29 protein-coding genes, 3 tRNA genes and 2 riboswitches are annotated in these 22,303 nt (G+C 52.2%); of the genes, 17 read left to right on the top strand and 15 right to left on the bottom strand.

Annotated elements, in window-relative coordinates:
* The first annotated feature begins 74 nt into the window (after positions 1-74).
* The 4 genes from ABIE61_RS05170 to ABIE61_RS05155 all read left to right on the top strand — a co-directional run bounded on the left by ABIE61_RS05170 (position 75) and on the right by ABIE61_RS05155 (position 3,362).
* Positions 75-917: a transposase gene (locus tag ABIE61_RS05170; protein ID WP_354407347.1), complete on the top strand. Its 843-nt coding sequence runs from the start codon at positions 75-77 to the stop codon at positions 915-917.
* A gap of 487 nt (positions 918-1,404) precedes the next feature.
* Positions 1,405-2,286, top strand: coding sequence for a GIY-YIG nuclease family protein (locus tag ABIE61_RS05165; protein ID WP_354407345.1), 882 nt, complete (start codon positions 1,405-1,407; stop codon positions 2,284-2,286).
* Entirely contained in the window at positions 2,270-2,788 is a 519-nt protein-coding gene (locus ABIE61_RS05160) for a hypothetical protein (protein ID WP_354407342.1), read from the top strand. Before ABIE61_RS05165 ends, ABIE61_RS05160 begins: the two co-directional genes overlap by 17 nt.
* Positions 2,789-2,810: 22 nt before the next feature.
* Positions 2,811-3,362: a DUF6933 domain-containing protein gene (locus tag ABIE61_RS05155; RefSeq protein ID WP_354407340.1), complete on the top strand. Its 552-nt coding sequence runs from the start codon at positions 2,811-2,813 to the stop codon at positions 3,360-3,362.
* A 397-nt stretch (positions 3,363-3,759) separates the two neighbouring features.
* On the opposite strand, the gene ABIE61_RS05150 is transcribed toward ABIE61_RS05155, so the two are convergent.
* The 4 genes from ABIE61_RS05150 to ABIE61_RS05135 all read right to left on the bottom strand — a co-directional run bounded on the left by ABIE61_RS05150 (position 3,760) and on the right by ABIE61_RS05135 (position 5,969).
* Entirely contained in the window at positions 3,760-4,056 is a 297-nt protein-coding gene (locus tag ABIE61_RS05150; RefSeq protein ID WP_354407339.1) for a hypothetical protein, read from the bottom strand.
* Between the two features lie 47 nt (positions 4,057-4,103).
* Positions 4,104-4,778, bottom strand: coding sequence for a response regulator (locus ABIE61_RS05145; RefSeq protein WP_354407337.1), 675 nt, complete (start codon positions 4,776-4,778; stop codon positions 4,104-4,106).
* A gap of 73 nt (positions 4,779-4,851) precedes the next feature.
* Positions 4,852-5,301 (bottom strand): response regulator, encoded by a 450-nt coding sequence (locus ABIE61_RS05140; protein WP_354407335.1) that lies wholly within the window; start codon positions 5,299-5,301, stop codon positions 4,852-4,854.
* Positions 5,302-5,342: 41 nt separating this feature from the next.
* A complete protein-coding gene (locus tag ABIE61_RS05135) occupies positions 5,343-5,969 on the bottom strand; it encodes a DNA-binding protein (protein WP_354407333.1) in 627 nt (208 codons plus the stop codon).
* A 181-nt stretch (positions 5,970-6,150) separates the two neighbouring features.
* Here ABIE61_RS05135 and gap point away from each other — a divergent pair, with 181 nt between their 5' ends.
* The 4 genes from gap (at position 6,151) to ABIE61_RS05115 (ending at position 8,716) form a co-directional block, all read left to right on the top strand.
* The gene (gap, locus tag ABIE61_RS05130; protein WP_354407330.1) at positions 6,151-7,155 is read left to right on the top strand and encodes a type I glyceraldehyde-3-phosphate dehydrogenase; all 1,005 of its coding nucleotides are present in this window, start codon (positions 6,151-6,153) and stop codon (positions 7,153-7,155) included.
* 106 nt (positions 7,156-7,261) lie between these two features.
* Positions 7,262-7,347, top strand: a tRNA-Leu gene (locus ABIE61_RS05125).
* Positions 7,348-7,628: 281 nt separating this feature from the next.
* On the top strand, positions 7,629-7,844 hold the full coding sequence (locus ABIE61_RS05120) for a hypothetical protein (RefSeq protein ID WP_206841686.1): 216 nt from the start codon (positions 7,629-7,631) through the stop codon (positions 7,842-7,844).
* A gap of 37 nt (positions 7,845-7,881) precedes the next feature.
* A riboswitch (glycine riboswitch) is annotated at positions 7,882-7,966 on the top strand.
* A gap of 3 nt (positions 7,967-7,969) precedes the next feature.
* Positions 7,970-8,069: riboswitch (glycine riboswitch) on the top strand.
* A 29-nt stretch (positions 8,070-8,098) separates the two neighbouring features.
* Positions 8,099-8,716: a trimeric intracellular cation channel family protein gene (locus ABIE61_RS05115; RefSeq protein ID WP_091824066.1), complete on the top strand. Its 618-nt coding sequence runs from the start codon at positions 8,099-8,101 to the stop codon at positions 8,714-8,716.
* A gap of 188 nt (positions 8,717-8,904) precedes the next feature.
* Here the strand turns inward: ABIE61_RS05115 and ABIE61_RS05110 are convergent.
* From ABIE61_RS05110 to mtnN, 9 genes are all read right to left on the bottom strand, one after another.
* Positions 8,905-8,978, bottom strand: a tRNA-Cys gene (locus ABIE61_RS05110).
* Positions 8,979-8,991: 13 nt separating this feature from the next.
* Positions 8,992-9,067 (bottom strand) — tRNA-Gly (locus tag ABIE61_RS05105).
* Positions 9,068-9,156: 89 nt separating this feature from the next.
* Positions 9,157-9,705, bottom strand: coding sequence for a CDP-diacylglycerol--glycerol-3-phosphate 3-phosphatidyltransferase (gene pgsA, locus ABIE61_RS05100; RefSeq protein ID WP_091824538.1), 549 nt, complete (start codon positions 9,703-9,705; stop codon positions 9,157-9,159).
* A gap of 33 nt (positions 9,706-9,738) precedes the next feature.
* On the bottom strand, positions 9,739-11,604 hold the full coding sequence (uvrC, locus tag ABIE61_RS05095; RefSeq protein ID WP_354407326.1) for an excinuclease ABC subunit UvrC: 1,866 nt from the start codon (positions 11,602-11,604) through the stop codon (positions 9,739-9,741).
* Complete coding sequence (locus ABIE61_RS05090; RefSeq protein WP_091824061.1) at positions 11,591-11,908, bottom strand: excinuclease ABC subunit C; 318 nt, start codon at positions 11,906-11,908, stop codon at positions 11,591-11,593. The genes uvrC and ABIE61_RS05090 overlap by 14 nt, the downstream gene beginning before the upstream one ends.
* Before the next feature lie 71 nt (positions 11,909-11,979).
* On the bottom strand, positions 11,980-12,126 hold the full coding sequence (locus ABIE61_RS05085; protein WP_175527586.1) for a hypothetical protein: 147 nt from the start codon (positions 12,124-12,126) through the stop codon (positions 11,980-11,982).
* 71 nt (positions 12,127-12,197) lie between these two features.
* Positions 12,198-13,070, bottom strand: coding sequence for an NAD(P)-dependent oxidoreductase (locus tag ABIE61_RS05080; RefSeq protein WP_354407324.1), 873 nt, complete (start codon positions 13,068-13,070; stop codon positions 12,198-12,200).
* Positions 13,071-13,082: 12 nt separating this feature from the next.
* Positions 13,083-14,261 (bottom strand): pyridoxal-phosphate-dependent aminotransferase family protein, encoded by a 1,179-nt coding sequence (locus ABIE61_RS05075; protein ID WP_354407322.1) that lies wholly within the window; start codon positions 14,259-14,261, stop codon positions 13,083-13,085.
* A gap of 34 nt (positions 14,262-14,295) precedes the next feature.
* Entirely contained in the window at positions 14,296-15,066 is a 771-nt protein-coding gene (gene mtnN, locus ABIE61_RS05070) for a 5'-methylthioadenosine/S-adenosylhomocysteine nucleosidase (protein WP_206841696.1), read from the bottom strand.
* A gap of 414 nt (positions 15,067-15,480) precedes the next feature.
* On the opposite strand from mtnN, the gene ABIE61_RS05065 reads away from it, so the two are divergent.
* A complete protein-coding gene (locus ABIE61_RS05065) occupies positions 15,481-15,687 on the top strand; it encodes a cold-shock protein (protein WP_091824050.1) in 207 nt (68 codons plus the stop codon).
* A gap of 134 nt (positions 15,688-15,821) precedes the next feature.
* Here the strand turns inward: ABIE61_RS05065 and ABIE61_RS05060 are convergent, their stop codons facing one another.
* The gene (locus tag ABIE61_RS05060) at positions 15,822-17,123 is read right to left on the bottom strand and encodes a DEAD/DEAH box helicase (RefSeq protein ID WP_354407318.1); all 1,302 of its coding nucleotides are present in this window, start codon (positions 17,121-17,123) and stop codon (positions 15,822-15,824) included.
* A 268-nt stretch (positions 17,124-17,391) separates the two neighbouring features.
* On the opposite strand from ABIE61_RS05060, the gene ABIE61_RS05055 reads away from it, so the two are divergent.
* Positions 17,392-17,871 (top strand): S-ribosylhomocysteine lyase, encoded by a 480-nt coding sequence (locus tag ABIE61_RS05055; RefSeq protein ID WP_091824044.1) that lies wholly within the window; start codon positions 17,392-17,394, stop codon positions 17,869-17,871.
* Positions 17,872-17,883: 12 nt separating this feature from the next.
* Here the strand turns inward: ABIE61_RS05055 and ABIE61_RS05050 are convergent, their stop codons facing one another.
* Entirely contained in the window at positions 17,884-18,651 is a 768-nt protein-coding gene (locus ABIE61_RS05050) for a pseudouridine synthase (RefSeq protein ID WP_354407315.1), read from the bottom strand.
* Positions 18,652-18,794: 143 nt separating this feature from the next.
* Here ABIE61_RS05050 and ABIE61_RS05045 point away from each other — a divergent pair, with 143 nt between their 5' ends.
* From ABIE61_RS05045 to ABIE61_RS05015, 7 genes are all read left to right on the top strand, one after another.
* Complete coding sequence (locus ABIE61_RS05045) at positions 18,795-19,475, top strand: Bax inhibitor-1/YccA family protein (RefSeq protein ID WP_354407312.1); 681 nt, start codon at positions 18,795-18,797, stop codon at positions 19,473-19,475.
* 68 nt (positions 19,476-19,543) lie between these two features.
* Positions 19,544-19,942 carry a sulfurtransferase complex subunit TusD gene (tusD, locus tag ABIE61_RS05040; protein ID WP_206841771.1) on the top strand — a complete coding sequence of 133 codons (399 nt, stop codon included), beginning with the start codon at positions 19,544-19,546 and terminating at the stop codon, positions 19,940-19,942.
* Positions 19,939-20,301, top strand: a complete 363-nt coding sequence (tusC, locus tag ABIE61_RS05035) for a sulfurtransferase complex subunit TusC (protein ID WP_091824032.1) — start codon at positions 19,939-19,941, stop codon at positions 20,299-20,301. The genes tusD and tusC overlap by 4 nt, the downstream gene beginning before the upstream one ends.
* Positions 20,298-20,579, top strand: coding sequence for a sulfurtransferase complex subunit TusB (gene tusB / locus ABIE61_RS05030; RefSeq protein WP_091824030.1), 282 nt, complete (start codon positions 20,298-20,300; stop codon positions 20,577-20,579). The genes tusC and tusB overlap by 4 nt, the downstream gene beginning before the upstream one ends.
* Before the next feature lies 1 nt (position 20,580).
* Positions 20,581-20,916 carry a TusE/DsrC/DsvC family sulfur relay protein gene (locus tag ABIE61_RS05025; protein ID WP_206841773.1) on the top strand — a complete coding sequence of 112 codons (336 nt, stop codon included), beginning with the start codon at positions 20,581-20,583 and terminating at the stop codon, positions 20,914-20,916.
* A gap of 2 nt (positions 20,917-20,918) precedes the next feature.
* The gene (locus ABIE61_RS05020) at positions 20,919-21,713 is read left to right on the top strand and encodes a hydroxypyruvate isomerase family protein (protein ID WP_354407307.1); all 795 of its coding nucleotides are present in this window, start codon (positions 20,919-20,921) and stop codon (positions 21,711-21,713) included.
* A complete protein-coding gene (locus tag ABIE61_RS05015; protein WP_091824021.1) occupies positions 21,710-22,276 on the top strand; it encodes a chemotaxis protein CheW in 567 nt (188 codons plus the stop codon). Before ABIE61_RS05020 ends, ABIE61_RS05015 begins: the two co-directional genes overlap by 4 nt.
* The last annotated feature ends 27 nt before the right edge of the window (positions 22,277-22,303 follow it).

Here is a 22,303-nt window from a genome sequence, read left to right as displayed (position 1 = left end):
GATCACACACCGAAATCCGGTAGTGTTCAGAATTCTGCGTCATTTCTTTAGACTGAACCGAAAAGAGATGACTCATGACCAAACCTACATTCGATATGGATGCCGCACTTCAAGCCCTGCGTGAGGGCAAAGACCTCACCGGCAAAGACGGTATCCTGACCCCGTTGATCAAGCAACTCACCGAAGCCGCCATGCAAGGTGAGCTGGAGGCCCATTTAGCCTCGGAGGACACAGCTAACCGCCAGAACGGTTCCAGTCGCAAGACCATGAAAGGACCGACTGGCAGCTTTGAGCTCGACGCACCGAGAGACCGGGCCGGCACCTTTGAGCCCCAGATCGTCAAGAAGCACCAGACCCACCTCACTGACGAACTGGAACGTAAAATCATCGCCCTGTTCGCACTCGGTAACAGCTATCAGGACATCCGTACGCACATCGCCGAGCTGTATGGTGTTTCGCTCTCCAACGGCACTATCAACGCCGTCACCGACAAGCTGCTACCCGAGCTGCAAGCCTGGCGTGAGCGTGACTTGGAAGCCGTCTACAAGGCTGCCACACTCAATGCCGCCGAACTTGCGCTTGATGACCTGGAAGCCAAGTGGGGCGATAAATATCCCATGGTGATCAAGTCTTGGCGGGACAAGTGGCCCACGCTCTCAGCCTACTTCAAATACCCCGATTACGTGCGCAAGGCGATTTACACCACCAACGCGGTGGAAGCCGTACACCGCCAGTTCCGCAAGCTCACCAAGACCAAGGGCGGCTTCGCCAATGAGAACAGCTTACTCAAGCTGCTCTATGCCGGTATACTCAAGGCCTCTGAGCGCTGGACGCACCCCGTGCAGAACTGGAACTTGACGCTGTCACAGATGGCCATCCACTTCCCAGGGCGCTTGGAACATCACATCAGCCTATAAGGCTGGTTGGCTGACACAGAGTTTTGAACACCCTCACTGGAGGAGTAGAGTCGGTATATGGTGATGTTATTGGTTGGGTTCATGGTTTCCCGCTGATCATTGGCTTCGATCACCCAGAGCGCCACTTTCACATTGATGAACCTGCTACAGATGAGGCTCGTGCAGGGGTGATCAGGATTGATTTTAGTGCCACCTTGGGTTGTTTTTTTGGGCATACAGGAAAGGGCGTGCAGTCATTCAAAGAGCAGCTCAAATCATATTTGTTCGATAGCCCCGAGCATATGTTCACTGGCTCTACCATCCGCGTAGAGACAGGGCTATTGAGTGGACGAAAACTAATATGCCCGACCCAGCGAGCATGTCCACACTAGACCTCTTTACCAGCACTCGGAACACCTCAACAGCACCAGGCAAAGACAACTTCATTGATCGTGCACTCGCTGGGTTCACTCTCAACCGAAGCAGACGGTAACCAAAGGAATTCGTTATGTCACAATCACCTTTCTCAATCCGAATATTCGTCACGGATGGCGATCCAGACGGCTTGCGGCTGGTCGAGCGCTCAAACTGGATAGGGAAGGCGGTGCTATTTCCACGTTCACACCTGCCACGCGTCAAGAACCGTGATGAATTCAAGCAGACAGGCGTCTACCTCCTGCTTGGGCCTGAAGAGGTCGGCGATGGTGAGATGCTCTACATCGGGGAAGGCGATCCCGTTTTGCCGCGCCTTGAGAGCCACTTTGCCAAAAAGGACTTCTGGAACCGTGGCGTGTTCTTCGTATCGACGGCAGGGCAGCTGAACAAGGCACATGTGCAGTACCTTGAGCATCGCCTTGTCGATATCGCCAAAGAAGCCAAGCGGCTGGCGCTGGATAACATCCAAACGCCATCCAAGCCAACGCTGACCGAGGCGGACCAGGCTGACATGGAGGTTTTCCTCGACCATATTCTGGGCATCCTGCCTGTTCTGGGTATCCATGCGTTTGAGCAGCCACCTTCCAAGAAGGCATCACCAGCCACAAGGTTGTATATCAAGGCCCCGACAAAAGGCATACAGGGATCGGGAACAGAGTCGTCCCAGGGCTTTACAGTATTTGAGGGCACTGATGTCTCACCTGAAGAGGTGGCATCGGTGCCAACCTCCGTTTCTCAGATGAGAGCCAAGCTGCTGGCAGCTGGGGTCATTGCGGAAATGAATGGCCGTTTAAAATTCACCCAGGACTATAGCTTTTCATCACCTTCAACCGCGGCAGGAGTCGTGCTCGGACGCTCAGCGAATGGACGTCTGGAATGGTCAGATAAGAATGGAAGATCACTCAAGGAAATCCAGGAATCACAGGTCCCGCTGAGTAGTGAGCACGAAAGCTAACGCAGTTCCGCCTGACAATGAAGATGACGATGTCGACCTCAGCAATGTCACGCTGAGCCATTACCGCCTTTCAAAGATCAAACAGCAAGATCTACAGCTGAAAGAAGGCCAGGGCGAGTACGGCCTTGAGCCAGGTAACGAGATGGGTTCAGCAAAAGCCCGAGACAAGAAAGAGGAATTTCTTTCTACCATCCTTCAGCGACTGAATGAGCTGTTTATCACCGACAATCTGACTGATGACGACATGCTCAATTACGCTCGCACGGTTGCAGACAAAGTAGGGGAGAATGAAAGGGTGATGCATCAGCTCAGGAACAACTCGCCCGGTCAGGCTTTTCTTGGAGATTTCCCGCAGGCCGTAGATGATGCAGTCATGGGCAGTTCGGAAGCACATCAGAATCAGATGATGAAAATCCTTAGCAACCCGGGTAATCCCCCCGCAGATCGCACAAGGCTTCGCACGTGTCGTTTCCGATATGCAAATCAACAAAACTATAAATAAATCATATGGTTGAAGAATTATCTTGAGAATCCACGTTACAAAAAAGTTGGCAGGAAAACTCAAGAAGGCTGGCTTTGAAATCGCTGATTCAGCTGAAGAGCAGCCATCTGTGCTAGGCGACTGGCATGCCAATATCACCACAATCCAGCGCCGCCAGTGCCTGGTGCTTACTCACGACCAGACGCGGTTCTCATTGGCATTGATGTGCGTGACGCAAAAAGAGCTTAAGGAGCTGACATTCTGGTTCAGCGATATGCTGGCTAACACCATGCTAAAGCTGGGCTATCCTGCAGAGTTGATGGAACGTGCCGTGAGTTCATTTAGTGAACTCAGCTTCGACACACAGTGCAGCCGCTCAGTTCAAGGAACATTACGCAACATGATCTGGGACCTGGAATCATTTACGTGGGACGGCACAGAGATCACTGACTTGGCACCATACTCGATTTCCGCAAGCCTCTGTGAACATCCATGCAGCATCAAGGGCATGAGAGGGTTGGACTGCCTTTGGCCAGCCAAAGAGATGCAGAAGCTACTGGAGCAGCTACCAGACCCACATGAGACTCTTCACTGATCGGATCAGTACAGAATCACGCCAATCACAAATCGTCACGAGCTTGCACGGAACGACACTCAGCTCACGAAACTGAAATCTTCGGCACTCTCCGCACGGGTGTGATTAATCCTTAATCACACCCAAAAATTCTGCTTAGCGTTTTGCTCTCGAAAAAGCAGGATCTCATCTTATCGACAGTTAACCGTTTTGGCAGAACAGGGCGAATCAGTCTGTAGGCCAGGCGCTGTCTGAGATTGGGCTTTAGTCCGTAAGATGAGACCGATCTCACGGTAAAATACAAATAACAGCCGAACAGCCACCGGAGACTAACCAGACAAATAATTTAACATAATATACATTATACGAAGTTAAATAATCCCAAAAGAACAGCCATTGAGCATCAGTAAGTACTTATTTATGCATGATATATCTCGTGAGGATTTTGCAGATAATTGCAGATCAAACCGGGATGCAACTGAATTAGCTCTTCAGTAAGCTCAGACTGCACGACAAACATGGGATGAAATGGAGAAAGATCAGTCTTGGCCAGCACCTCATAGAGATGCCCTCTCGTCAAGACGAGCGTATTGTGGTCGATCAGATCAGCCTCAAGCTGTACCAGCGAGCCCACATCAATCTCATTCCAGAGCTGAAGCGACTCCAGCATCATGTCGGCAACAAAGTCTGTTGAGACACCAGTATGCGGACTCATAACCACCACCTCTTGCAGCAAAAAGCTTACAGTCAGTATAGACCCGATCAGGCCTGTATGATTCCGGTCCTCAATGCGAGATGAATGATTTCGGAACCATTGGTGAGACTCAGCTTGCGAAGAATATTGGCACGGTGCGCATGAACTGTTTTAGGGCTGAGAAATATAGTTTCAGCGATGGCATTTACGCTGCGCCCCTCAGCCAAAAGTGTAAAAATTTCCAGCTCACGTCGGGTCAGCTGCGCAATAGGAGAATACTCTGGCGGAACATGTGAGTCTTGCCCAATCTGATCACTAACCGACCTGGAAAAATAGCTGCGCCCACAATAGATTTCACGCACAGCATGCACAAGCTCATCCTGGGCACAGCGCTTGGTCACATAGCCTTTCACTCCCGCATCAGCCACCCGCGCGGGGTAAGGACTGGCCTCCCAGATTGTTAACACCAGAATACGCGCATAGGGATCAATAGCCAGAATATGCTTGATGGCATCAAGACCACCAGTCGTCGAGGTCGCCTCTACAGTCGTACTATCAGCAGGCATGGCGAGATCCATTACAACGACGTCCGGCGATAACTCTCGATACAGCTCAACAGCCTGACTACCGTTCTCAGCCTCTGCCAAAATCTCCATATCTTCTTCTTTCAACAACATATGCTGGAATCCAGCACGGACGATCGAGTGATCATCAACCAGCAATATGCGGATAGTATCGCTCATATCAGCCCCCGTGTGTTGATCGAAACGCGCAGAAAGAATACCAGAACCACCCTGCCAACTCACCACTCAGGAATTACCCTTTAGTATATTCCCCTATACTGTCAGCGCCCCGATAAACACCAGAGGTGTCAACATCTACGGCCTCAGCCGAGAGACAAGCGCTGTTATCAAGATGAGCCGGCACTGCAACCAGCTCATCACTGAACCCGATCAGTCGAATCCCTTCTTTATCACAATGAGCCAGCACACGTTCCAATGCCTTAAGCACCGACTCCTGTCGATCATTGAATCGATCCAGCTTTTCAACCTGGTGCCTGCGACGGCTGGTGACCGTACGCAACACATAATCGCCGGCATCCAGCAGCTGAATCGTGAGCCCTGCAAGCTTCTCACGCACCAGTACAGCCTTGGCAACTTCGAACAGAGCCTCATCAGAGCAACTCACCTGATCACCCGGCGAGCAGGCACGCAGACGTTCTGTCACTTCCTGTACACCAACATCGCTGGATAAATAAAATTCCATATTTTCAATTCGTTAGGGAGGCAAGTTAAAAGGCTTTATGATCATTCACCCAGTCGATTCCTCAGCCGGGCATTCTCCTGGCTCAGCCGGTCGCCAAGCTGGCGCAAACGCTGAAGCTCCTCTTCCTGCATTCGCGAGCGTACCCTCAGCTCAATCATAGCCTCAGCATGTCCGCCATTTTCGGCACCCATATGTTGCAGTTGGCGCACCTCACGCTGAGCAGCATCGCGCTCCACAGTAAGCTTCAACTGCTGCTCTTCCAGCTCAAATACGCGCCTTTCAAGCTCACGTTTCTCCTGCGCCAGCTGCTCGCAACGATCGAGCAGCCTTGCGTTCTGACTATGCGCATCAGAAAGAGCCCGCTCACCACCACTGTTTTTTTGCTGTGCAGACTGCAGCAACTCCTGCTGCCTTTGCTCAAACACTCGTTTTTGCTCAGCGAATTGATGCTCGGCATAAGCCAGAGCACGATCCCAGGTTTGATTGGCCAAAGTCAGGACCGGTTCAGGCAGTTGCGGGTGTTCATTTCGACGAGAAATACGCTGCGCAAGAGTATGCCACCAGTCATTCAAAGCGCGATTGATCGTCGTCAGACTACCGCTACCCAGCCTCTCGCGTACATTTTGCTGTGTGGGCCTGATTCCTTCTTCCAGGAGTTGATCAGCCACCTCAATGACCCGGCCATGTGTATCGCTTTTTTTGGACATATAGTACGCAATATGTATTGAATGATATGTATCGAGTTAGGCCAATTTAACGCCTCACTGACAGGAAACGCAAGCCACACATACCCCGATCAGCCAAACTCATCTAAGATGCTGTAAAGCCGATAAAAAAGGAGCAGCAACCATGGCTATACGCATTGCAATCAACGGGTACGGCAGGATCGGTCGCAACATTCTGCGCGCCCTGTACGAGAGTGGCCGCGAGCAGGAATTTGAGGTTGTGGCGATCAATGATCTTGGAGACAGCACAATCAGTGCTCACTTGACTGAATACGACTCAGTGCACGGCCGCTTCATGTGGCCAGTTCGCGCCGAAAAGGATCGTTTGATTCTAGGGGAGCACTCTATTCCGATGCTGCGTGAGCCAGATCCTCACGCCCTCCCCTGGCGCGAACTGGGCGTTGATATTGTGCTCGAGTGCACAGGTCGATTTACAGACCGCGAACAGGCCAGTATTCATTTGCAGCAAGGTGCCGGCAAGGTACTAGTTTCTGCCCCAGCCAAGGGAGCCGATGCAACTATTGTTTTCGGCGTTAACGAATCGATACTTACCTCAGAACATCAAGTTGTCTCAAACGCATCCTGCACAACGAATTGCCTGGCCCCGATGGCAAAAGCTCTGAACGATTCGATCGGCATCCAGCAAGGCCTCATGACAACCATCCACTCGTACACCAACGATCAACACTTGACTGATGTGTATCACACAGACCTGTATCGAGCACGGGCGGCAGCTCTATCCATGATTCCAACCAAGACCGGTGCCGCCAAGGCAGTTGGGTTGGTGCTGCCGGAACTCGACGGCCGACTTTCAGGTCTTGCTGTACGCGTTCCAACTGCAAACGTTTCACTGGTTGACCTGACCTTTACCGCCAACCGCAACACTACAGTTGAAGAGGTGAACGCCATCATGAAACGTGCAGCCGAGGCCAGCAAAGGGATTATTGAGTACAACAAAACACCTTTAGTATCGATAGATTTCAACCATCACAGCGCCTCAACAATCTTTGACAGCCTTCAAACTCAGGTACTTGGCAGCATGGTTAAGGTGTTCGCCTGGTATGATAACGAGTGGGGGTTTTCTAATCGCATGCTGGATACAGCCAGTTGCATGCACAAGACCTCCTAAGCCAGGGAGCAGAGCGCGTATTTCGTTTGACTTTTTATTCAAGCAACGGGAGAATGCGCGCTCAACGCTTTGATTGAAAAGACCAAGCCCTTAATCAGCGCGCAAAGCCCCGATGGTGAAATTGGTAGACACAAGGGATTTAAAATCCCTCGGCCTTTGGCTGTACCGGTTCGAGTCCGGTTCGGGGCACCAGTCAGTCTGTAAAGAAACCCTTTAAACAACACTTGGATTCTAAAAACAAACTCCCTTTTGATAGTTTTTGCACATAATCACGCCCGTTATATTGCCACCAAGATATCCATGCAAGATCCTAATCTGCACTCCCGAATAAGGCTTGCAGGTGACCTATGGCCTATATACAATCGATATCCGTAGTTTTATTTGCTGCACACCACCTGGATACAACACCTTCTTTATAATCTGTACTGGATGTACACCTAACGTGATACTGACTTGTCAGGAACTATATTGGTATGAGTGAAACCGAACTGCCTGCCTATTTAATGAACCTGGAGCCTGAACAACTGGAACAGGTTCGCAAAATGCTCGTACAGCGTATTGAAGATCAGCAGCAACAGAAACTCAAACAACGCTCCCTCCCCCCCGCCTTTCATGATCTCGATGCCCTTGCAGCCAATACCGGACTGGACTTGTCCAGCTTGATGCGCGACATCAAACGCCGCAGCTGATTTGGACGGTTGCCTTATTTCCTGCACAAGCTATAATCGCCGCTTCGCAGGAGAGAGGGCTCACGCCCCGCCGAAGGCGCAAACTCCCATAATCGCTCAGGCTCAGGTACTGCGACCACACACATATTACGTCGACTGGAGAGCGGTCAGCCAGAACTGACCCACCGAAGGGGCAACACGCCGAAAGCGTGCAAACTCTCAGGTAACCCGGACAGAGGGAGAGGCGGATAAACACCCTAACGGGAGGTTTACACGTGCTCACCTACATCTACATTCTCGCCATTACCGCAGAAGCCATGTCTGGCGCACTTGCTGCCGGCCGTCGCAATATGGATATGTTTGGCGTAAGTGTTATCGCCTTCATCACCGCCCTGGGCGGTGGCACCATTCGCGATATTCTACTGGGACACTTTCCTGTTTCCTGGACACAGCACCCCGAGTACATCTACCTGACTGTCTCAGCCGGACTGATCACCATGCTGATTGCCCGCTTCATGCATCATTTGCACAAGATCTTCCTGCTGCTGGACGCCATGGGCCTTATTGCATTCACCATCATTGGCTGCAATGTAGCCCTTGAGCTCGGCTACAGTACACCCATAGTTGTTATGGCAGGCATGATAACGGGTATTTTTGGGGGCATTCTGCGCGATGTACTGTGTCAGCGAGTACCTGTAGTTTTTCGACACGAACTCTATGCAAGCATCTCTTTGCTGGTTGCATTGCTTTATCTCCAGCTGGAGCAAATGGGATTAAATCATGATCTCAATCTAATACTGTCGTTTGCCACCGGCATCATGATGCGTGTAGCCGCCATATACTGGCACTGGTCGTTGCCTGTATTCAGCTACGCCCCTGGACGCTGGAAATAAATGCCTGAGGGCAGGCGTACGCCTGCCCGTTTAAACCAAGGCGGAGCAGACAGAATCGATAAGCCGAAAAAGAGAGTAATTGATTAGATATAGAGCTGTGCAGAATATTGACAGCATTAACAACGAAGAGGGGAAGTTTTTTGTATGGTTCCATTCCTCTCAGGTGTCAAAAAATCACCTGAGAGGAATGGAGGCTGGAGTCGGAATCGAACCGGCGTACACGGAGTTGCAGTCCGCTGCATGACCACTCTGCCATCCAGCCATACCGTTGAGATTGGAGCGGGAAACGAGACTCGAACTCGCGACCCCGACCTTGGCAAGGTCGTGCTCTACCAACTGAGCTATTCCCGCGCCTCAACAGTGGTGCGTATTATAGAGAGATCCCGCGGGGTGTCAACCATAATACTGAAAAAAATTTGCTTAAATATTAACCACTTACTTCAGATATCATCACTCAGATGAGGCCATGCCGCGTGCAGGTAGAGCACCATTGACCATAGTGTCAGCGCCGCAGCACCATACAGCGCAACAATTCCCAACCAGGAAAGCGGACTATACAGCGGCATTGCTATCAAGATGAGAATCGAGACCATCTGCAGTGTTGTCTTGATTTTTCCAATATTTGATACTGCCACACTGGCACGCTCGCCGAGTTCAGCCATCCATTCGCGCAGAGCCGAAATAACAATTTCTCGCCCTATAATGACAATTGCAGGAATAGTGACCAAAGGAGAAGCGAATACCTCAACCAGCACTACAAGTGCGGCAGCCACCATCAATTTATCTGCCACAGGATCAAGAAAAGCCCCAAAGGGGGAAGCCTGATCAAGCTTCCGAGCCAAATAGCCATCAAACCAGTCAGTAATCGCGGCCAGGCCAAAAATGGCGGATGCAGCCCAAGGTGACCACGCATATGGCAGGTAATAAACCAGTATGAAAACTGGAATCAGGACGATGCGAAGCAGCGTCAGTAGGTTGGGTAGTTTTATCGTATACAAATGAGTGTCCCGTTACTTCCTGCTTCAACTTTCGGGGTGGAGTGCGGCATAAATTTCCTGTGCCAACGTCCGGCTTATAGTAGAGACTTTTGCGATTTCTTCAACACTGGCCCGCTCGACCTCTTTGACACCACCAAAATGCTTCAGCAGTTCGCGTCTGCGCTTGGGGCCTACTCCAGATATTCCTTCCAAGGTTGATTTGCGGCGCGCTTTGCCGCGCCTCGCCCGATGCCCTGTAATGGCAAACCGGTGCGATTCATCACGAATATGTTGCAATAGATGCAAAGCGGGCGAATCCGATGCAAGCACAGTCTCTTCCCCGCTATCACCACGAATCAACACTTCAAAGCCCGCTTTCCGAGTCGGCCCCTTCGCCACTCCTACGACCAGTACGTCGTTGATTTGCAGCTCTTCCATAACCATCACTGCCTGTGCAACCTGCCCTTTTCCACCATCAATGATCAACAGATCCGGCAACACCCCCTCCCCCTTGCGCACTCGTGTATACCGACGACTGAGGGCCTGATGCATGGCGGCATAGTCATCCCCGCCTGTTATATCTTCAACATTAAAACGCCGATAGTCCGACTTCTTCGGCCCCTCTCGGTCAAAGACAACACAGGAGGCTACTGTTGCCTCGCCTGAACTGTGACTGATATCAAAGCATTCAAGGCGTTGCGGGATTGAGTCCAGCCCCAGTGCATCCTGCAGTGCCAAATAGCGATTATAGATATTCTGCTTACTGGCCAGATGACTGCCCAGCTGCTGCTCCGCGTTGGTTTGGGCCAGACGCTGCCAACCAGCGCGATCCCCCCTCACGCGCGACATGATGGCCATCTTGCGTCCGCGCCGCTGCTCCAAGGCCTGCTGAATACACTCCTGATCAGGTAGCTCAACGGAAACAATCACGGCTGCAGGAATCTCACGTGGACCGCTTAAATAAAACTGAGCGATAAAAGCAGACAATACTTCCGCTGGCGTATCCTCAATCGACACCCGAGGATGATAAACCTTGCTGCCGATGACGCGCCCACCACGCACAAACAGTGCATGAACACAGACACCACCAGGCTGAACTGCACACCCCAGCACATCGGCATCACCACTTTGCCCACTGACAAACTGCTGCTCCTGTACCTGCTGCAATGCACTGATCTGGTCACGCAGACTGGCGGCACGCTCAAATTCAAGACGGGCGGCGGCATCCTCCATTTCCTGCGCCAGTGTCTGCATCAATTCTTGGCTACGCCCCTGCAGGAACTGCATTGCGTGATTGAGGTCCTGACGATAGGCATCCTCACTGATCAGGCCGACACAGGGTGCCGTACAGCGCCTGATCTGATACTGCAGACAGGGGCGAGAGCGATTTCGAAAGAAACTGTCTTCACACTGGCGAATCCGAAACACCTTCTGCAGCAGATTGAGACTCTCTTTCACTGCACCGGAACTGGGATAGGGGCCAAAATAGCGCCCATTTTTACGCCCTGCCCCCCGCTGAAAAGTGATGGCCGGGAAAGTATCGCGGTCACTGACAAAGATATAGGGATAGGATTTATCGTCGCGCAGCAAAATATTGTAGGGAGGACGCTGCTGCTTGATCAGGTTTTGCTCCAGCAACAGAGCTTCCGTCTCACTGCCGGTGACGGTGACCTCAATACGGCAGATACGAGCAACCAGTGCCTGAGTCTTTGTACTCAGCCCACTGGAGCGAAAATAGCTGCTGACCCGGCTCTTGAGATTTTTAGCTTTACCAACGTAAAGAATTTTTCCGCCGGCATCATACATCTGATACACACCGGGCCGCTGGGTTAATCGGCGCAGGAATGCCTTGCTGTCAAACCCGACAGCGCTATCGGCAGCCGGGTCTTGTTGCTCTTCAGCTAACTTCATTCAGGTTTTTGTTGGCATCCATATGCAGGTGGGTGGCCTCGCGATGAATGGCTTCAAGCTGCTCACGGGTTGCATCCAGAATACCCGCGCCCCGGGAGAGCGACACCTCAAGATAGACACCGATTTCAGCATAGTAATACAGACGCGCATCAAAACTACGTGCCCGCTTCAACTTACTGAGAGAGATCTGCGCACCATTCACCAGAATGGTGTTGATGTCGTTGTCAGACAGTAGAGGATGGCGCTCACGCTCACTCGGCTGCGCAACCGAGGCTGCATGACGCCGACTATTGATGGTTGTCATCTGATCCCTCCTTGACGGGTAGAGGCCTGATTCACCTCCGGAAAATCAGGCGACCAAGGCCGCCAAATCTTTTACTTCTTTTGCTGTGCTCGGGCAGCATCCTTGGCGATTTCTCGCTTCAGAAAGCGCACACCAAGAAACGTCATTACCAGCATCGCCGCCACAATCGCAATACTCGGTGCGAATGAAATCATGCTGTATTTATCGATATTCAACATAGAAACTGCTCCTCAATCATTGTAATAATTCTGTTCGCACCGCTGGGCGAAAGAACGGCATTATCTGCAGTTCAGCTCCCTTTCTCAAGCCTTTTGAGCAGACTTGATGTATCCAGTCGACCATTGCCCTCGGCCTGCAAATCAGCATAAAACTGGTCAACAAGCGCCGTAACCGGGAGACGCGCACCATTACGCCGGGCTTCTTCAAGCGCAATTCGAAGATCCTTGCGCATCCAGTCCACAGCGAACCCGAAGTCATAACGATCATCCAGCATGCTTTGATGACGGTTTGCCATCTGCCATGACCCTGCAGCTCCGTGCTGGATTACATCAAAAACAGCCTCCCCCTCAAGCCCCGCACGCTTGACGAAGTGCACAGCCTCAGCCAAACCCTGAACCAGCCCGGCAATACAGATCTGATTGACCATTTTGGCAAGTTGACCACTGCCGGCCTCACCCAGCAAACGATGAGACTTGGCATACGCATCAAGCAGAGGCGAAACCCGGCCGTAATCAGCCTCCACCCCGCCAATCATGATACTCAGTACACCGTTTTCGGCTCCGGCTTGACCACCCGAAACAGGAGCGTCAAGAAAGCCACAACCCTGCTCTCTAGCCTGTAAATCCAACTCCCGCGCCACTTCAGCAGAAGCCGTGGTGTGATCTATCAGCACAGAACCTGGTGAAAGCGTTTTCAAAACACCTTCCGCTCCGGTAGTCACCTGACGCAAGTCGTCATCGTTACCCACGCAGGTAAAGACGAATTCGGCACCCTCTGCAGCAGCAGCCGGTGTCGCGGCAGAACGGCCGGAATAGGTAGCACACCAGTGCTCGGCCTTGCTGCGGGTACGGTTATAGACACACACATCATGCCCGGCGCGCGCCAAATGACCTGCCATCGGAAAACCCATGACACCCAAGCCGATAAAAGCGATTTTAGCCATGATATATTCTCCTTACTCGGCGTAAGCAGCCGATGCAGCCTGTGCAGCCACACCCGCATGAATATCAGCACCCAGTTCAAGCAGCGTATTTTCGAGCGCATCTATGCATACCATAACGTGACGCCGCGTGCATGAGCTGCCCATAAGACCGATACGCCATACCTTACCCGCCAGAACCCCGAGGCCCGCACCGATTTCAAGCCCATAACGCTCCAGCAAAAGTGAACGTACACGGGCTTCATCAACTCCAGTCGGCACTGCAACCGAATTCAGCTGAGGCAAACGCACTGACGCATCAACAGTAAAATGAAGCCCCATCGTCTCAAGCCCAGCCCGCAAGGCCTGATGATGGTACTGATGACGCTCCCAAGCCTGCTTGATACCCTCTTCCTGCAGCATGACCAACGACTCATGCAAACCGTACAGCGCATTAACTGGCGCCGTGTGATGGTAGGCGCGTTTCTGCCCTCCACCCCAGTATCCCATCACCAACTTCTTATCAAGGAACCAGCTGGGGACACGACTCTCTCGCTGCCGCACCTTTTCGAGCGCGCGCTCACTGAAACTGACGGGAGAAATTCCGGGCGGGGCCGACAGGCACTTTTGAGTGCCTGAATAGATGGCATCTATCCCCCAGAGGTCAACCTCAAGCTCTATCCCACCCAGAGAGGTGACTGCATCAACAATGGTCAAACAGCCATAGTCACGCGCCAAGCGACACAAAGCCTCTGCATCGGAACGAACACCGGTTGAGGTTTCTGCATGAACGAAGGCCAGCAGTTTGATGTCGTCATGCTGCTCCATCAGCGCCCTGACCTTATCCAGGCTGACCGCTGTGCCCCATTCATCTTCAACCATCAGAGCGATGCCACCGAAGCGTTCAACGTTTTCTTTCATGCGCCCGCCGAACACACCGTTTTGGCAGACGATCACCTTGTCACCCGGCTCAACCAGGTTAACAAAGCACGCTTCCATCCCCGCCGAGCCCGGTGCTGAAACAGGCATGGTCAATTCGTTGTTGGTGCGCAGGGCAAACTGCAACAGCTGCTTGATTTCATCCATCATGCCAATAAAGGCAGGATCAAGATGCCCAATAGTTGGGCGAGCCATGGCCGCAAGCACACGCGGGCTAACATCAGAAGGCCCTGGTCCCATAAGAGTTCGCAGCGGGGGATGGAAAGAATTGATCATGTCAATTTCCTTAAATAACAATTATTTATGATTATTACTTTGCGTTGTTTGTAGCCCTTGCGGCGATCCGTTTCACAATGGCAATTACCATCTCGGCTGAATGTTGTGCCGCCTTATCAAGAAACTGCTCAAATGAAAGATTCGACTCCTTGCCTGCAATATCCGAAAGCGCACGGATAACGATAAAAGGCGTACCGAATTGATGACAGGTTTGGGCGATGGCAGCAGCTTCCATCTCGACCGCCTTCATGGACGGAAACAGAACCCTAGTGCTCGCCACACGCGACGGACAGTTCATAAAACTATCACCGGTTGCAATAAGCCCTCGAACCGTATTGACATGAGGCATCTGTGCAATGCACTCCTCTGCCATTCTCGCCAGCAAGGGGTCGGCCGTGAACGCTGCGGGCAGCCCGGGCACCTGACCAGGCTCATAACCAAATACCGTTACATCCACATCATGATGACGAACCTCATCCGAAATCACGACATCGCCTACATTGAGCGCAGCATCAAACCCGCCGGCCGATCCGGTGTTAATGACACAATCTGGCTCAAACTGCTGCAACAGCAAGGTTGTACCTATCGCGGCATTGACCTTACCGATACCGGACTTGAGTAACACCACCTCAACGCCATCAAGCGCTCCAGTATAAAAGGGATAACCAGCCACCATGTGGGTGCCGACACCCTGCAGGGAGTTTTTGAGTAATTCGATCTCTTGATCCATTGCACCGATAAGAGCAATGCGCGGGGGACGAGTCAGATTTTCAAGTGCTTCAGCAAAGGAGGGCTTCATTGTCATTGAGATAGCGCTTCAGGGTTCGATATGGCGGAAAAAACTCATGCTACCACGACAGGTTCAATTCGCAATTTAGAACCGCACAAAACGCATGACTCCAGCCCTATTCAACCCTGAATCACACACTCGCCATAAAGAATAAAATTAAGTACACAATACGTATTGTGTACTTAATTCACATACACAAGCTATGATTTATTTTAACAACACCCGTAATATTTGATTGACAAGGCGAGGCAACCGTATAGAATGATTTTCAGCTTGAAAGTAACGCATATATTTACGTACGACCATTTCGAAGTCCTGCCTTGTAGTTAGTACTCGTCCTGAGATTCATAAGTAGATAGCAACTTTTAGAGCAAACCGCCTCGACACAGTCTTGGCAAAAAAATATTTTGAAATTTAGGATAGATCATCATGTCTACTACTACCGGCACCGTTAAGTGGTTCAACGAAACTAAAGGCTTTGGCTTCATCGAGCAGGAATCCGGTCCGGACGTCTTTGCTCACTTCAGCGCTATCCAGGGTTCAGGCTTCAAAACCCTGCACGAAGGCCAGAAGGTTGAGTTCAAGGTCACTCAGGGCCAGAAAGGTCCTCAGGCTGAGAACATCGTTCCGCTGTAAGCTTGCTCTTACTGCCGAATCTAAAAAAAGCGACCACGAGTCGCTTTTTTTGTGCCTGATTTTTGTATCAAAATATTCAGCAGCTTGCGCAGACAGGACGCCCCGACAAACCGAGGCACCCCCTCCCTCAATTGTTAACCCGCAGCGGCAACCGCTCGGGGGCGGCGAGCACGACGACGAGCATGCGCGCTGCCAGCCGGCTTCTGACCATCCTTGTGCTCTACCTTGGGCTTGCGGGCGCCCCGCTTCTGCTCACCGCCACGCTTTGACGCAGGCACTCGAGTACCCGCAGGCGGCAATGGATGCACAGGCTCAAAGCCTTCAACCTCCTGACGCTCGATCGTCTGCCGCGTCAAACGCTCAATACCGAACAAAAGATCAGCCTCATCGGCACACACCAGCGAAACAGCCTGCCCTGTTGCACCGGCACGACCAGTACGACCTATGCGATGCACATAATCTTCGGCCACATTTGGCAGCTCGAAGTTAACTACCTGCGGCAGCTGGTCGATATCCAGCCCGCGAGCCGCGATATCAGTTGCGACCAGCACCTCTACCGCGCCGGATTTGAAGTCAGCCAGCGCCTTGGTGCGTGCACCCTGGCTTTTGTTGCCATGAATGGCGGCCGACTTGACACCAGCATCATCCAGAAACTTGGCCAGCTTGTTGGCACCATGCTTGGTTTTTGTAAACACCAGCACCTGCTTCCAGCCATGCTGGCGAATCAATTCAAGCAACAGATCCGGCTTTCGCTTCTTATCAACCGGACTCAACCACTGCCTGACTGTATCCGCCGTAATGTTGCCGGGACTAACCGACACCTCAACCGGATCATTCACAATACCCTTGGCCAGCTTGCGAATCGGGTCAGAAAACGTGGCCGAAAACATCAGGTTCTGACGTCGAGCCGGCAGCAGCGCCATAATCTTGCGAATATCATTGATAAAGCCCATATCCAGCATACGGTCGGCTTCATCCAACACCAGAATTTCCAGATGATTGAAGCGGATGGCATTTTGCTGATACAGATCCAGCAGACGCCCTGGCGTCGCGACCAATACATCCACTCCGCCGCGCAGCTTTTGCATCTGCGGGTTGATCTTCACACCACCAAACACCACAGCAGAGCGCAGCTTCAGATTACGCCCATAGGTAGCAACGCTTTCGCCCACCTGAGCAGCCAGTTCACGGGTTGGTGTCAATACCAGAGCCCGTGCCTGATTAGCACCCGCAGGCTTTCCGCCTACCAGGCGCTCCAGCATCGGCAGCGTAAATCCGGCTGTTTTACCCGTACCTGTTTGGGCGGCCGCCATTACATCACGACCTGCCAACACAGCAGGAATCGCCTGCAACTGGATGGGGGAAGGGGTGTCGTAGCCCTGATCAGCTACCGCTTTCAGCAACGGAGCTGACAGCCCCAGAGAAGCAAAACTCATGCAACATTAGTCTCTTGAAGTACAACAGGGATAGCCGACAAGCCGGAATAGCGTGACGGCGATATGAGGTGTAACTTATAATTGAAAAATCACTGCGCACTAGCTTACCCTAGATGCCGCTCAACAGCCATCTGAATCTCAACCACCCCTGCCAGCAACCAACAGCTCTGCTATCATAGCACCAACAACATCATACCCGGCATCGCATCCATACCGTATGCATTACTGGAGATGATATCCCTAATTAATTGTTCAAAAAGGTTTTTTAATGAACGTCGAGAGCTTCAACTTCAACCACACAAAAGTCATTGCTCCTTATGTTCGTCTGGTCGGCGTTACCGAAGGCAAACAGGATCGAGTGCATAAATATGACATTCGATTCTGCCAGCCCAATCAGGCACACATGCCAATGCCATCACTGCATTCGCTGGAACACATGATTGCTGAGCTGATACGCAACCACTTGGATTGCGTGCTGGATTTCAGCCCCATGGGTTGCCAGACCGGCTTTTATCTTTCGGTCATGAACCACGATGATTACAGTGAAATTCTTGCAGTGCTGGCGCGCACCCTGCAGGACGTGCTGGATGCAACGGAAGTGCCTGCCTGTAATGAACTGCAGTGCGGTTGGGCCGCAAGCCATGACCTGGAAGGCGCTAAGTCCATTGCCCGTGAAATGCTCAACCACCGCAATGAGTGGCCGCAGGTGTTCGCTGACGAAAACGATCCAGACAACTGGCTGTCCTGAGCCCCTGACCGGTCAGCTCAGAGTCACACTGCTGCTGACCGGGTAGCCCTCTACCCAACCAAGACGCCTGAACAACCCCTCGACACCGTCGCCAACACCAGATTCAATTTTAACCTTCTGCCCTGTCACCGGATGCTCAAATTCTATCGCGACAGCCATCAGCAGCAAACGATGCGAATCCAGGTGCTCACGAAACAATCGATTGTGGCGCCCTTCCCCGTGCTTGGTATCACCGACGATGGGGTGCAGAATATGTTTCATATGACGCCTAATCTGGTGCTTGCGCCCGGTTTTCGGTTTAACCTCAACCAGTGAGTAGCGCGCCTCGAGGTAGCGCCCCACCGCAATCGGCAAGGATACGGTCGCCAGTCGCCGATATTCCGACACTGCCTCTTTCGGTTCCTTGTCTGGATTGGCCAGTGGATCCGCATATTTGTCATGAATAGGCTTGAGCGCATAATCGATCACTCCAGCCTCTTCCGTCCAGCCTCTAACGACACACAGATAGACCTTGCGAACGCTGCGCTCGATGAACTGCTGCTGCAGATGCTGCCCTACGTCCTTTCGACGTGCGAACAGAATAACCCCCGAGGTTGCACGATCAAGACGATGCACCGTATGCACGGTTTCACCGGGGTAGCGCTGCTTCAACATGGAAACAAGGTTCGGTGTTCTCGCCGGCGCTATCCAGCTGGGATGCACCAGCAATCCGGCCGGCTTGTGAACAGCCACAAGGTATTCATCTTCATAAAGAACAACAAGCTCAGTTGAGTCGGTCACAGGCTACCCTTGGCATCAACGGCAGATAAAAACAAAACGCAAAATTCTACCGGGAATCTTTTTGCAGTTAAACGGTCGAAACCTGCGTGAAACCCAATTAGAATCCGTTATCAGTACCGATGGACACCAACAAGAGGTTAATGATGGATAACGTTCGCACATTCGAAGGCCGCTCTCAGCAGGCGGTACTGGAGACCAACAAGGTCATCCGTAACACCTATATGCTGCTGGCCATGACACTGGTATTCAGTGCCGTGACAGCGGGTATCTCCATGGCAATCAACCCTCCGTTCATGGTGTATCTCGGCAGTGTGATCCTGAGCTTCGTACTGCTGTTTGTCATTAACCGCAAGCAGAACTCGGCCGCTGCACTGCCGCTGACTTTCGCCTTTACTGGCTTGCTGGGCTTTGGCCTGGGGCCATTGCTTAACCACTATCTGGCATTGCCAAACGGTGGACAGGTCGTGATGACCGCCATGGGCATGACTGCCATCACCTTCCTGGGGCTGTCCGCCTATGTACTCAGCTCTCGCAAGGACTTCAGCTTCATGGGAGGGTTCCTGGCAGCAGGCTCAATCATCCTTATTGTAGCGATGCTGGCTCTGTTCGTACTGCCACTGTTTGGTGTCGATATTTCCGGTATTAGCCTGGCATTCTCGGCTGCTGTCGTGCTGCTGATGGCCGGGTTCATCCTGTATGACACCAGCAACATTGTTAACGGCCGTTATACAAACTACATCATGGCTACAGTTGGCCTGTACCTGAGCATTTACAACCTGTTTGTACATCTGCTCAGCCTGGTCAGCGCTTTCAGCGACGACTGATCATCGACTGCCACCCGGCCCCGCATATCTGTTAAGATTGCGGGGCTTTTTTATGTCTGGTCTCCACAATGAAATTCACCCTTGTTATCCACTCAGCCCCCTACCAATCTGCATCGGCCGATACCGCGCTGCGTTTTGCACGCGCATTACTGGCAAGCGGGCATGAACTTTACCGGGTATTTTTCTACCGCGATGGGGTACATAACGCCAGCGCACTGGCATCTCCGCCCAGAGATGAGCAGTCCGTGCCGCTGGCATGGCAGTTACTGGCGCAGGAACATCAGTTGGATTTGGTCGTATGCATCGCAGCCGCTGTTCGCCGCGGTGTTCTCGATGAAAACGAGGCCAAACGATATGAAAAGCCCGCTGCCAATTTGGCACCCGGTTTTGAGTTGTCAGGCCTGGGACAATTAAGTGAGGCTCTGATCCAGTCAGACCGTGTTATCACGTTCGGAGGTCGAGGATGAGCAAGCCCGATGTATTGATCATCTGCCGGCGCGCACCCTATTCATCATCCGCCGCACGTGATGCCATTGATGTTGCACTCAGCTGCGCACTGTTTGAACTACCCGTGACACTTCTGTTGCTTGACGATGCGGTACTGCAGCTTTTGCCAGATCAACAAAGCGGTCGCATTGGCCAGAAAAGCCCCAACGCCATGCTGGGAGCACTGCCGATGTACGATATAGATCAAGTCTATACAAGCACCCAAAGTCTTGCTCTACATGGCCTGGAAGCCTCACGGCTTGATCCTGCCCCTGCCGTACTGGATCAGGACGAAATACGGGCTTTGATGGCACGACACTCTCGGGTTATAACGCTATGATTCTGCACACGCTGAACACCTCTCCTTCTGATCGCACAGCCTTCCAGACCTGTGCTGCCAGCCTGAGCGAAAACGACTCACTGTTACTGATTGAAGAAGCTGTTTACTGGCTGCTGCCACACTACAGGAACGAACTGACACGACTGCCCGCGCGCATTCTGGCACTTGAGCCTGATCTGCTTGCACGGGGTATCACCCCAGATGGAGTCAGCTGTGTGGACGATGCCGGATTTGTTGAACTGGCGGTAACTCATGATAGTGTCATAAACTGGTTTTGATATGACAATACTCAGTATTAACGGAAGCACCGTGGAGCTTGACGAAGAAGGCTATCTTTATGATGTCTCACAATGGACTCCTGAAGTTGCATCACATCTGGCTCAAGAACTGACAATTGAGCTGACGGATGCCCACTGGGAAATTTTGTATCTGTTGCGTGACTTTTATCGGCAGTACCAGCTATCCCCCGCCATGCGTCCTTTGGTCAAAGCTGTCAGCCAAAAACTCGGCAAGGACAAGGGGCGCAGTATCTACCTGATGCAACTGTTTCCAGGCAGCCCAGCCAAAATCGCAGCATTGCTGGCAGGTTTGCCCAAACCGGAAAACTGTCTCTGACCATGCTGCGTTTTGCCGCCAACCTCAGCCTGCTGTTTACCGAACTTCCGTTTCTGGAGCGCTTCGCGGCTGCCCGTGCCGCCGGCTTTTCATCTGTCGAAATCCAGTTTCCTTACGCTCTTGGACTGGAAGCTGTTGCCGATGCCTTGAGTCAACAGCAGCTAGAGCTGATACTGATCAATATTCCGGCCGGTGACTGGGACAATGGCGATCGCAGCCTGTGCTGTGACCCAAGGCGCCAAAGTGAATTTGCGGATGGCCTGGCGCTTGCGCTGCAGTGGGCAAAGCGGCTGAGTGTGCCCAAGCTCAACTTCCTGGCTGGCATTACACCTTGCGGGCAAAACGAAGAACAGATTCAGCAGACACTGGAATCAAACCTGCGACTGGCCGCTCAGCAGTGCCATAAGGCCAATGTTGAGCTGCTGATCGAAGCAATCAACACCGAAGATCTGCCGGGTTTCCGCTTGCACCACAGTACTCAGGTTGTAGACCTGATCAAACGCCTTGATCTGCCGAGTACCCGTTTGCAGTATGATGTGTATCACATGCAGATTATGGAAGGGAACCTGATCAACACTCTGAATCGCCTGAGTACACACATCGGACATATACAGATCGCGGACGTTCCAGGCCGTCATGAGCCCGGCAGCGGTGAAATTAACTTCTCTAACCTTTTCAAGGCTATTGAGGCTATGGGATACTCCGGCTATATAAGTCTTGAATACAACCCTTCAGGCCAAACAGAATCCAGCCTTGAATGGTTGCAACCTTGGATTACACAGGACAGAACAGCATGAGTCTAAACGCCGCGGCTGAACACCTGAAAACACTGCAGGCCGGACAACAGGCCGATTCCGAACGCTCACGCCGTGCCCAGCAGGAAGAGATTGTCTACCATCAGTGGGCAACCTTTCGGGTAGATGATGAACTCTATGGCATCGACGTAATGCAGGTTAAAGAAGTCCTGCGCTTCAGTGAGATTACTCCGGTACCCGGAGCCGACAAGGCGATACTGGGAATCATCAACCTGCGCGGTAATGTAGTGACCGTCATCGATACCCGCCGCATGTTTGGACTTCCACTGGTACCTTATGATGACGACACACGCGTCATCGTGGTTGAGTTCAATGAACAGGAAGTGATCGGGCTTGTAGTCGACAGTGTGGATGAAGTCATCAACCTGCCGCACAACGATGTGGATCGCGCCCCGAATGTTTCCGGCGATGACTCCACCAAGCGTTTTGTACAAGGCGTTTGCTACTACAACAACATCCTGATCATTCTGCTCGACTTGACCAAAATGCTGTTGAGCATCACCCCGCTGAGCGAAGAAGAGCTCAAGGCCCAACGCGGCTACTAAGCCAGCTCTAAGGGGGCTTAGGCCCCC

This window comes from Marinobacterium sp. MBR-111 (assembly GCF_040547585.1).
In the GTDB taxonomy this organism is placed as follows: domain Bacteria; phylum Pseudomonadota; class Gammaproteobacteria; order Pseudomonadales; family Balneatricaceae; genus Marinobacterium; species Marinobacterium iners.
This window is presented reverse-complemented; position numbering and strand designations above follow the sequence as displayed.

Bases quoted from the DNA above. Each gene is read 5' to 3' on its own strand.
- ABIE61_RS05170 (WP_354407347.1), top strand. From the start codon at position 75: ATGACCAAACCTACATTCGATATGGATGCCGCACTTCAAGCCCTGCGT.
- ABIE61_RS05165 (WP_354407345.1), top strand. From the start codon at position 1,405: ATGTCACAATCACCTTTCTCAATCCGAATATTCGTCACGGATGGCGAT.
- ABIE61_RS05150 (WP_354407339.1), bottom strand. From the start codon at position 4,056: ATGAGTCCGCATACTGGTGTCTCAACAGACTTTGTTGCCGACATGATG.
- ABIE61_RS05145 (WP_354407337.1), bottom strand. From the start codon at position 4,778: ATGAGCGATACTATCCGCATATTGCTGGTTGATGATCACTCGATCGTC.
- ABIE61_RS05140 (WP_354407335.1), bottom strand. From the start codon at position 5,301: ATGGAATTTTATTTATCCAGCGATGTTGGTGTACAGGAAGTGACAGAA.
- gap (WP_354407330.1), top strand. From the start codon at position 6,151: ATGGCTATACGCATTGCAATCAACGGGTACGGCAGGATCGGTCGCAAC.
- ABIE61_RS05120 (WP_206841686.1), top strand. From the start codon at position 7,629: ATGAGTGAAACCGAACTGCCTGCCTATTTAATGAACCTGGAGCCTGAA.
- uvrC (WP_354407326.1), bottom strand. From the start codon at position 11,604: ATGAAGTTAGCTGAAGAGCAACAAGACCCGGCTGCCGATAGCGCTGTC.
- ABIE61_RS05090 (WP_091824061.1), bottom strand. From the start codon at position 11,908: ATGACAACCATCAATAGTCGGCGTCATGCAGCCTCGGTTGCGCAGCCG.
- ABIE61_RS05085 (WP_175527586.1), bottom strand. From the start codon at position 12,126: ATGTTGAATATCGATAAATACAGCATGATTTCATTCGCACCGAGTATT.
- ABIE61_RS05080 (WP_354407324.1), bottom strand. From the start codon at position 13,070: ATGGCTAAAATCGCTTTTATCGGCTTGGGTGTCATGGGTTTTCCGATG.
- ABIE61_RS05075 (WP_354407322.1), bottom strand. From the start codon at position 14,261: ATGATCAATTCTTTCCATCCCCCGCTGCGAACTCTTATGGGACCAGGG.
- mtnN (WP_206841696.1), bottom strand. From the start codon at position 15,066: ATGACAATGAAGCCCTCCTTTGCTGAAGCACTTGAAAATCTGACTCGT.
- ABIE61_RS05065 (WP_091824050.1), top strand. From the start codon at position 15,481: ATGTCTACTACTACCGGCACCGTTAAGTGGTTCAACGAAACTAAAGGC.
- ABIE61_RS05060 (WP_354407318.1), bottom strand. From the start codon at position 17,123: ATGAGTTTTGCTTCTCTGGGGCTGTCAGCTCCGTTGCTGAAAGCGGTA.
- ABIE61_RS05055 (WP_091824044.1), top strand. From the start codon at position 17,392: ATGAACGTCGAGAGCTTCAACTTCAACCACACAAAAGTCATTGCTCCT.
- ABIE61_RS05045 (WP_354407312.1), top strand. From the start codon at position 18,795: ATGGATAACGTTCGCACATTCGAAGGCCGCTCTCAGCAGGCGGTACTG.
- tusD (WP_206841771.1), top strand. From the start codon at position 19,544: ATGAAATTCACCCTTGTTATCCACTCAGCCCCCTACCAATCTGCATCG.
- tusC (WP_091824032.1), top strand. From the start codon at position 19,939: ATGAGCAAGCCCGATGTATTGATCATCTGCCGGCGCGCACCCTATTCA.
- tusB (WP_091824030.1), top strand. From the start codon at position 20,298: ATGATTCTGCACACGCTGAACACCTCTCCTTCTGATCGCACAGCCTTC.
- ABIE61_RS05025 (WP_206841773.1), top strand. From the start codon at position 20,581: ATGACAATACTCAGTATTAACGGAAGCACCGTGGAGCTTGACGAAGAA.
- ABIE61_RS05020 (WP_354407307.1), top strand. From the start codon at position 20,919: ATGCTGCGTTTTGCCGCCAACCTCAGCCTGCTGTTTACCGAACTTCCG.
- ABIE61_RS05015 (WP_091824021.1), top strand. From the start codon at position 21,710: ATGAGTCTAAACGCCGCGGCTGAACACCTGAAAACACTGCAGGCCGGA.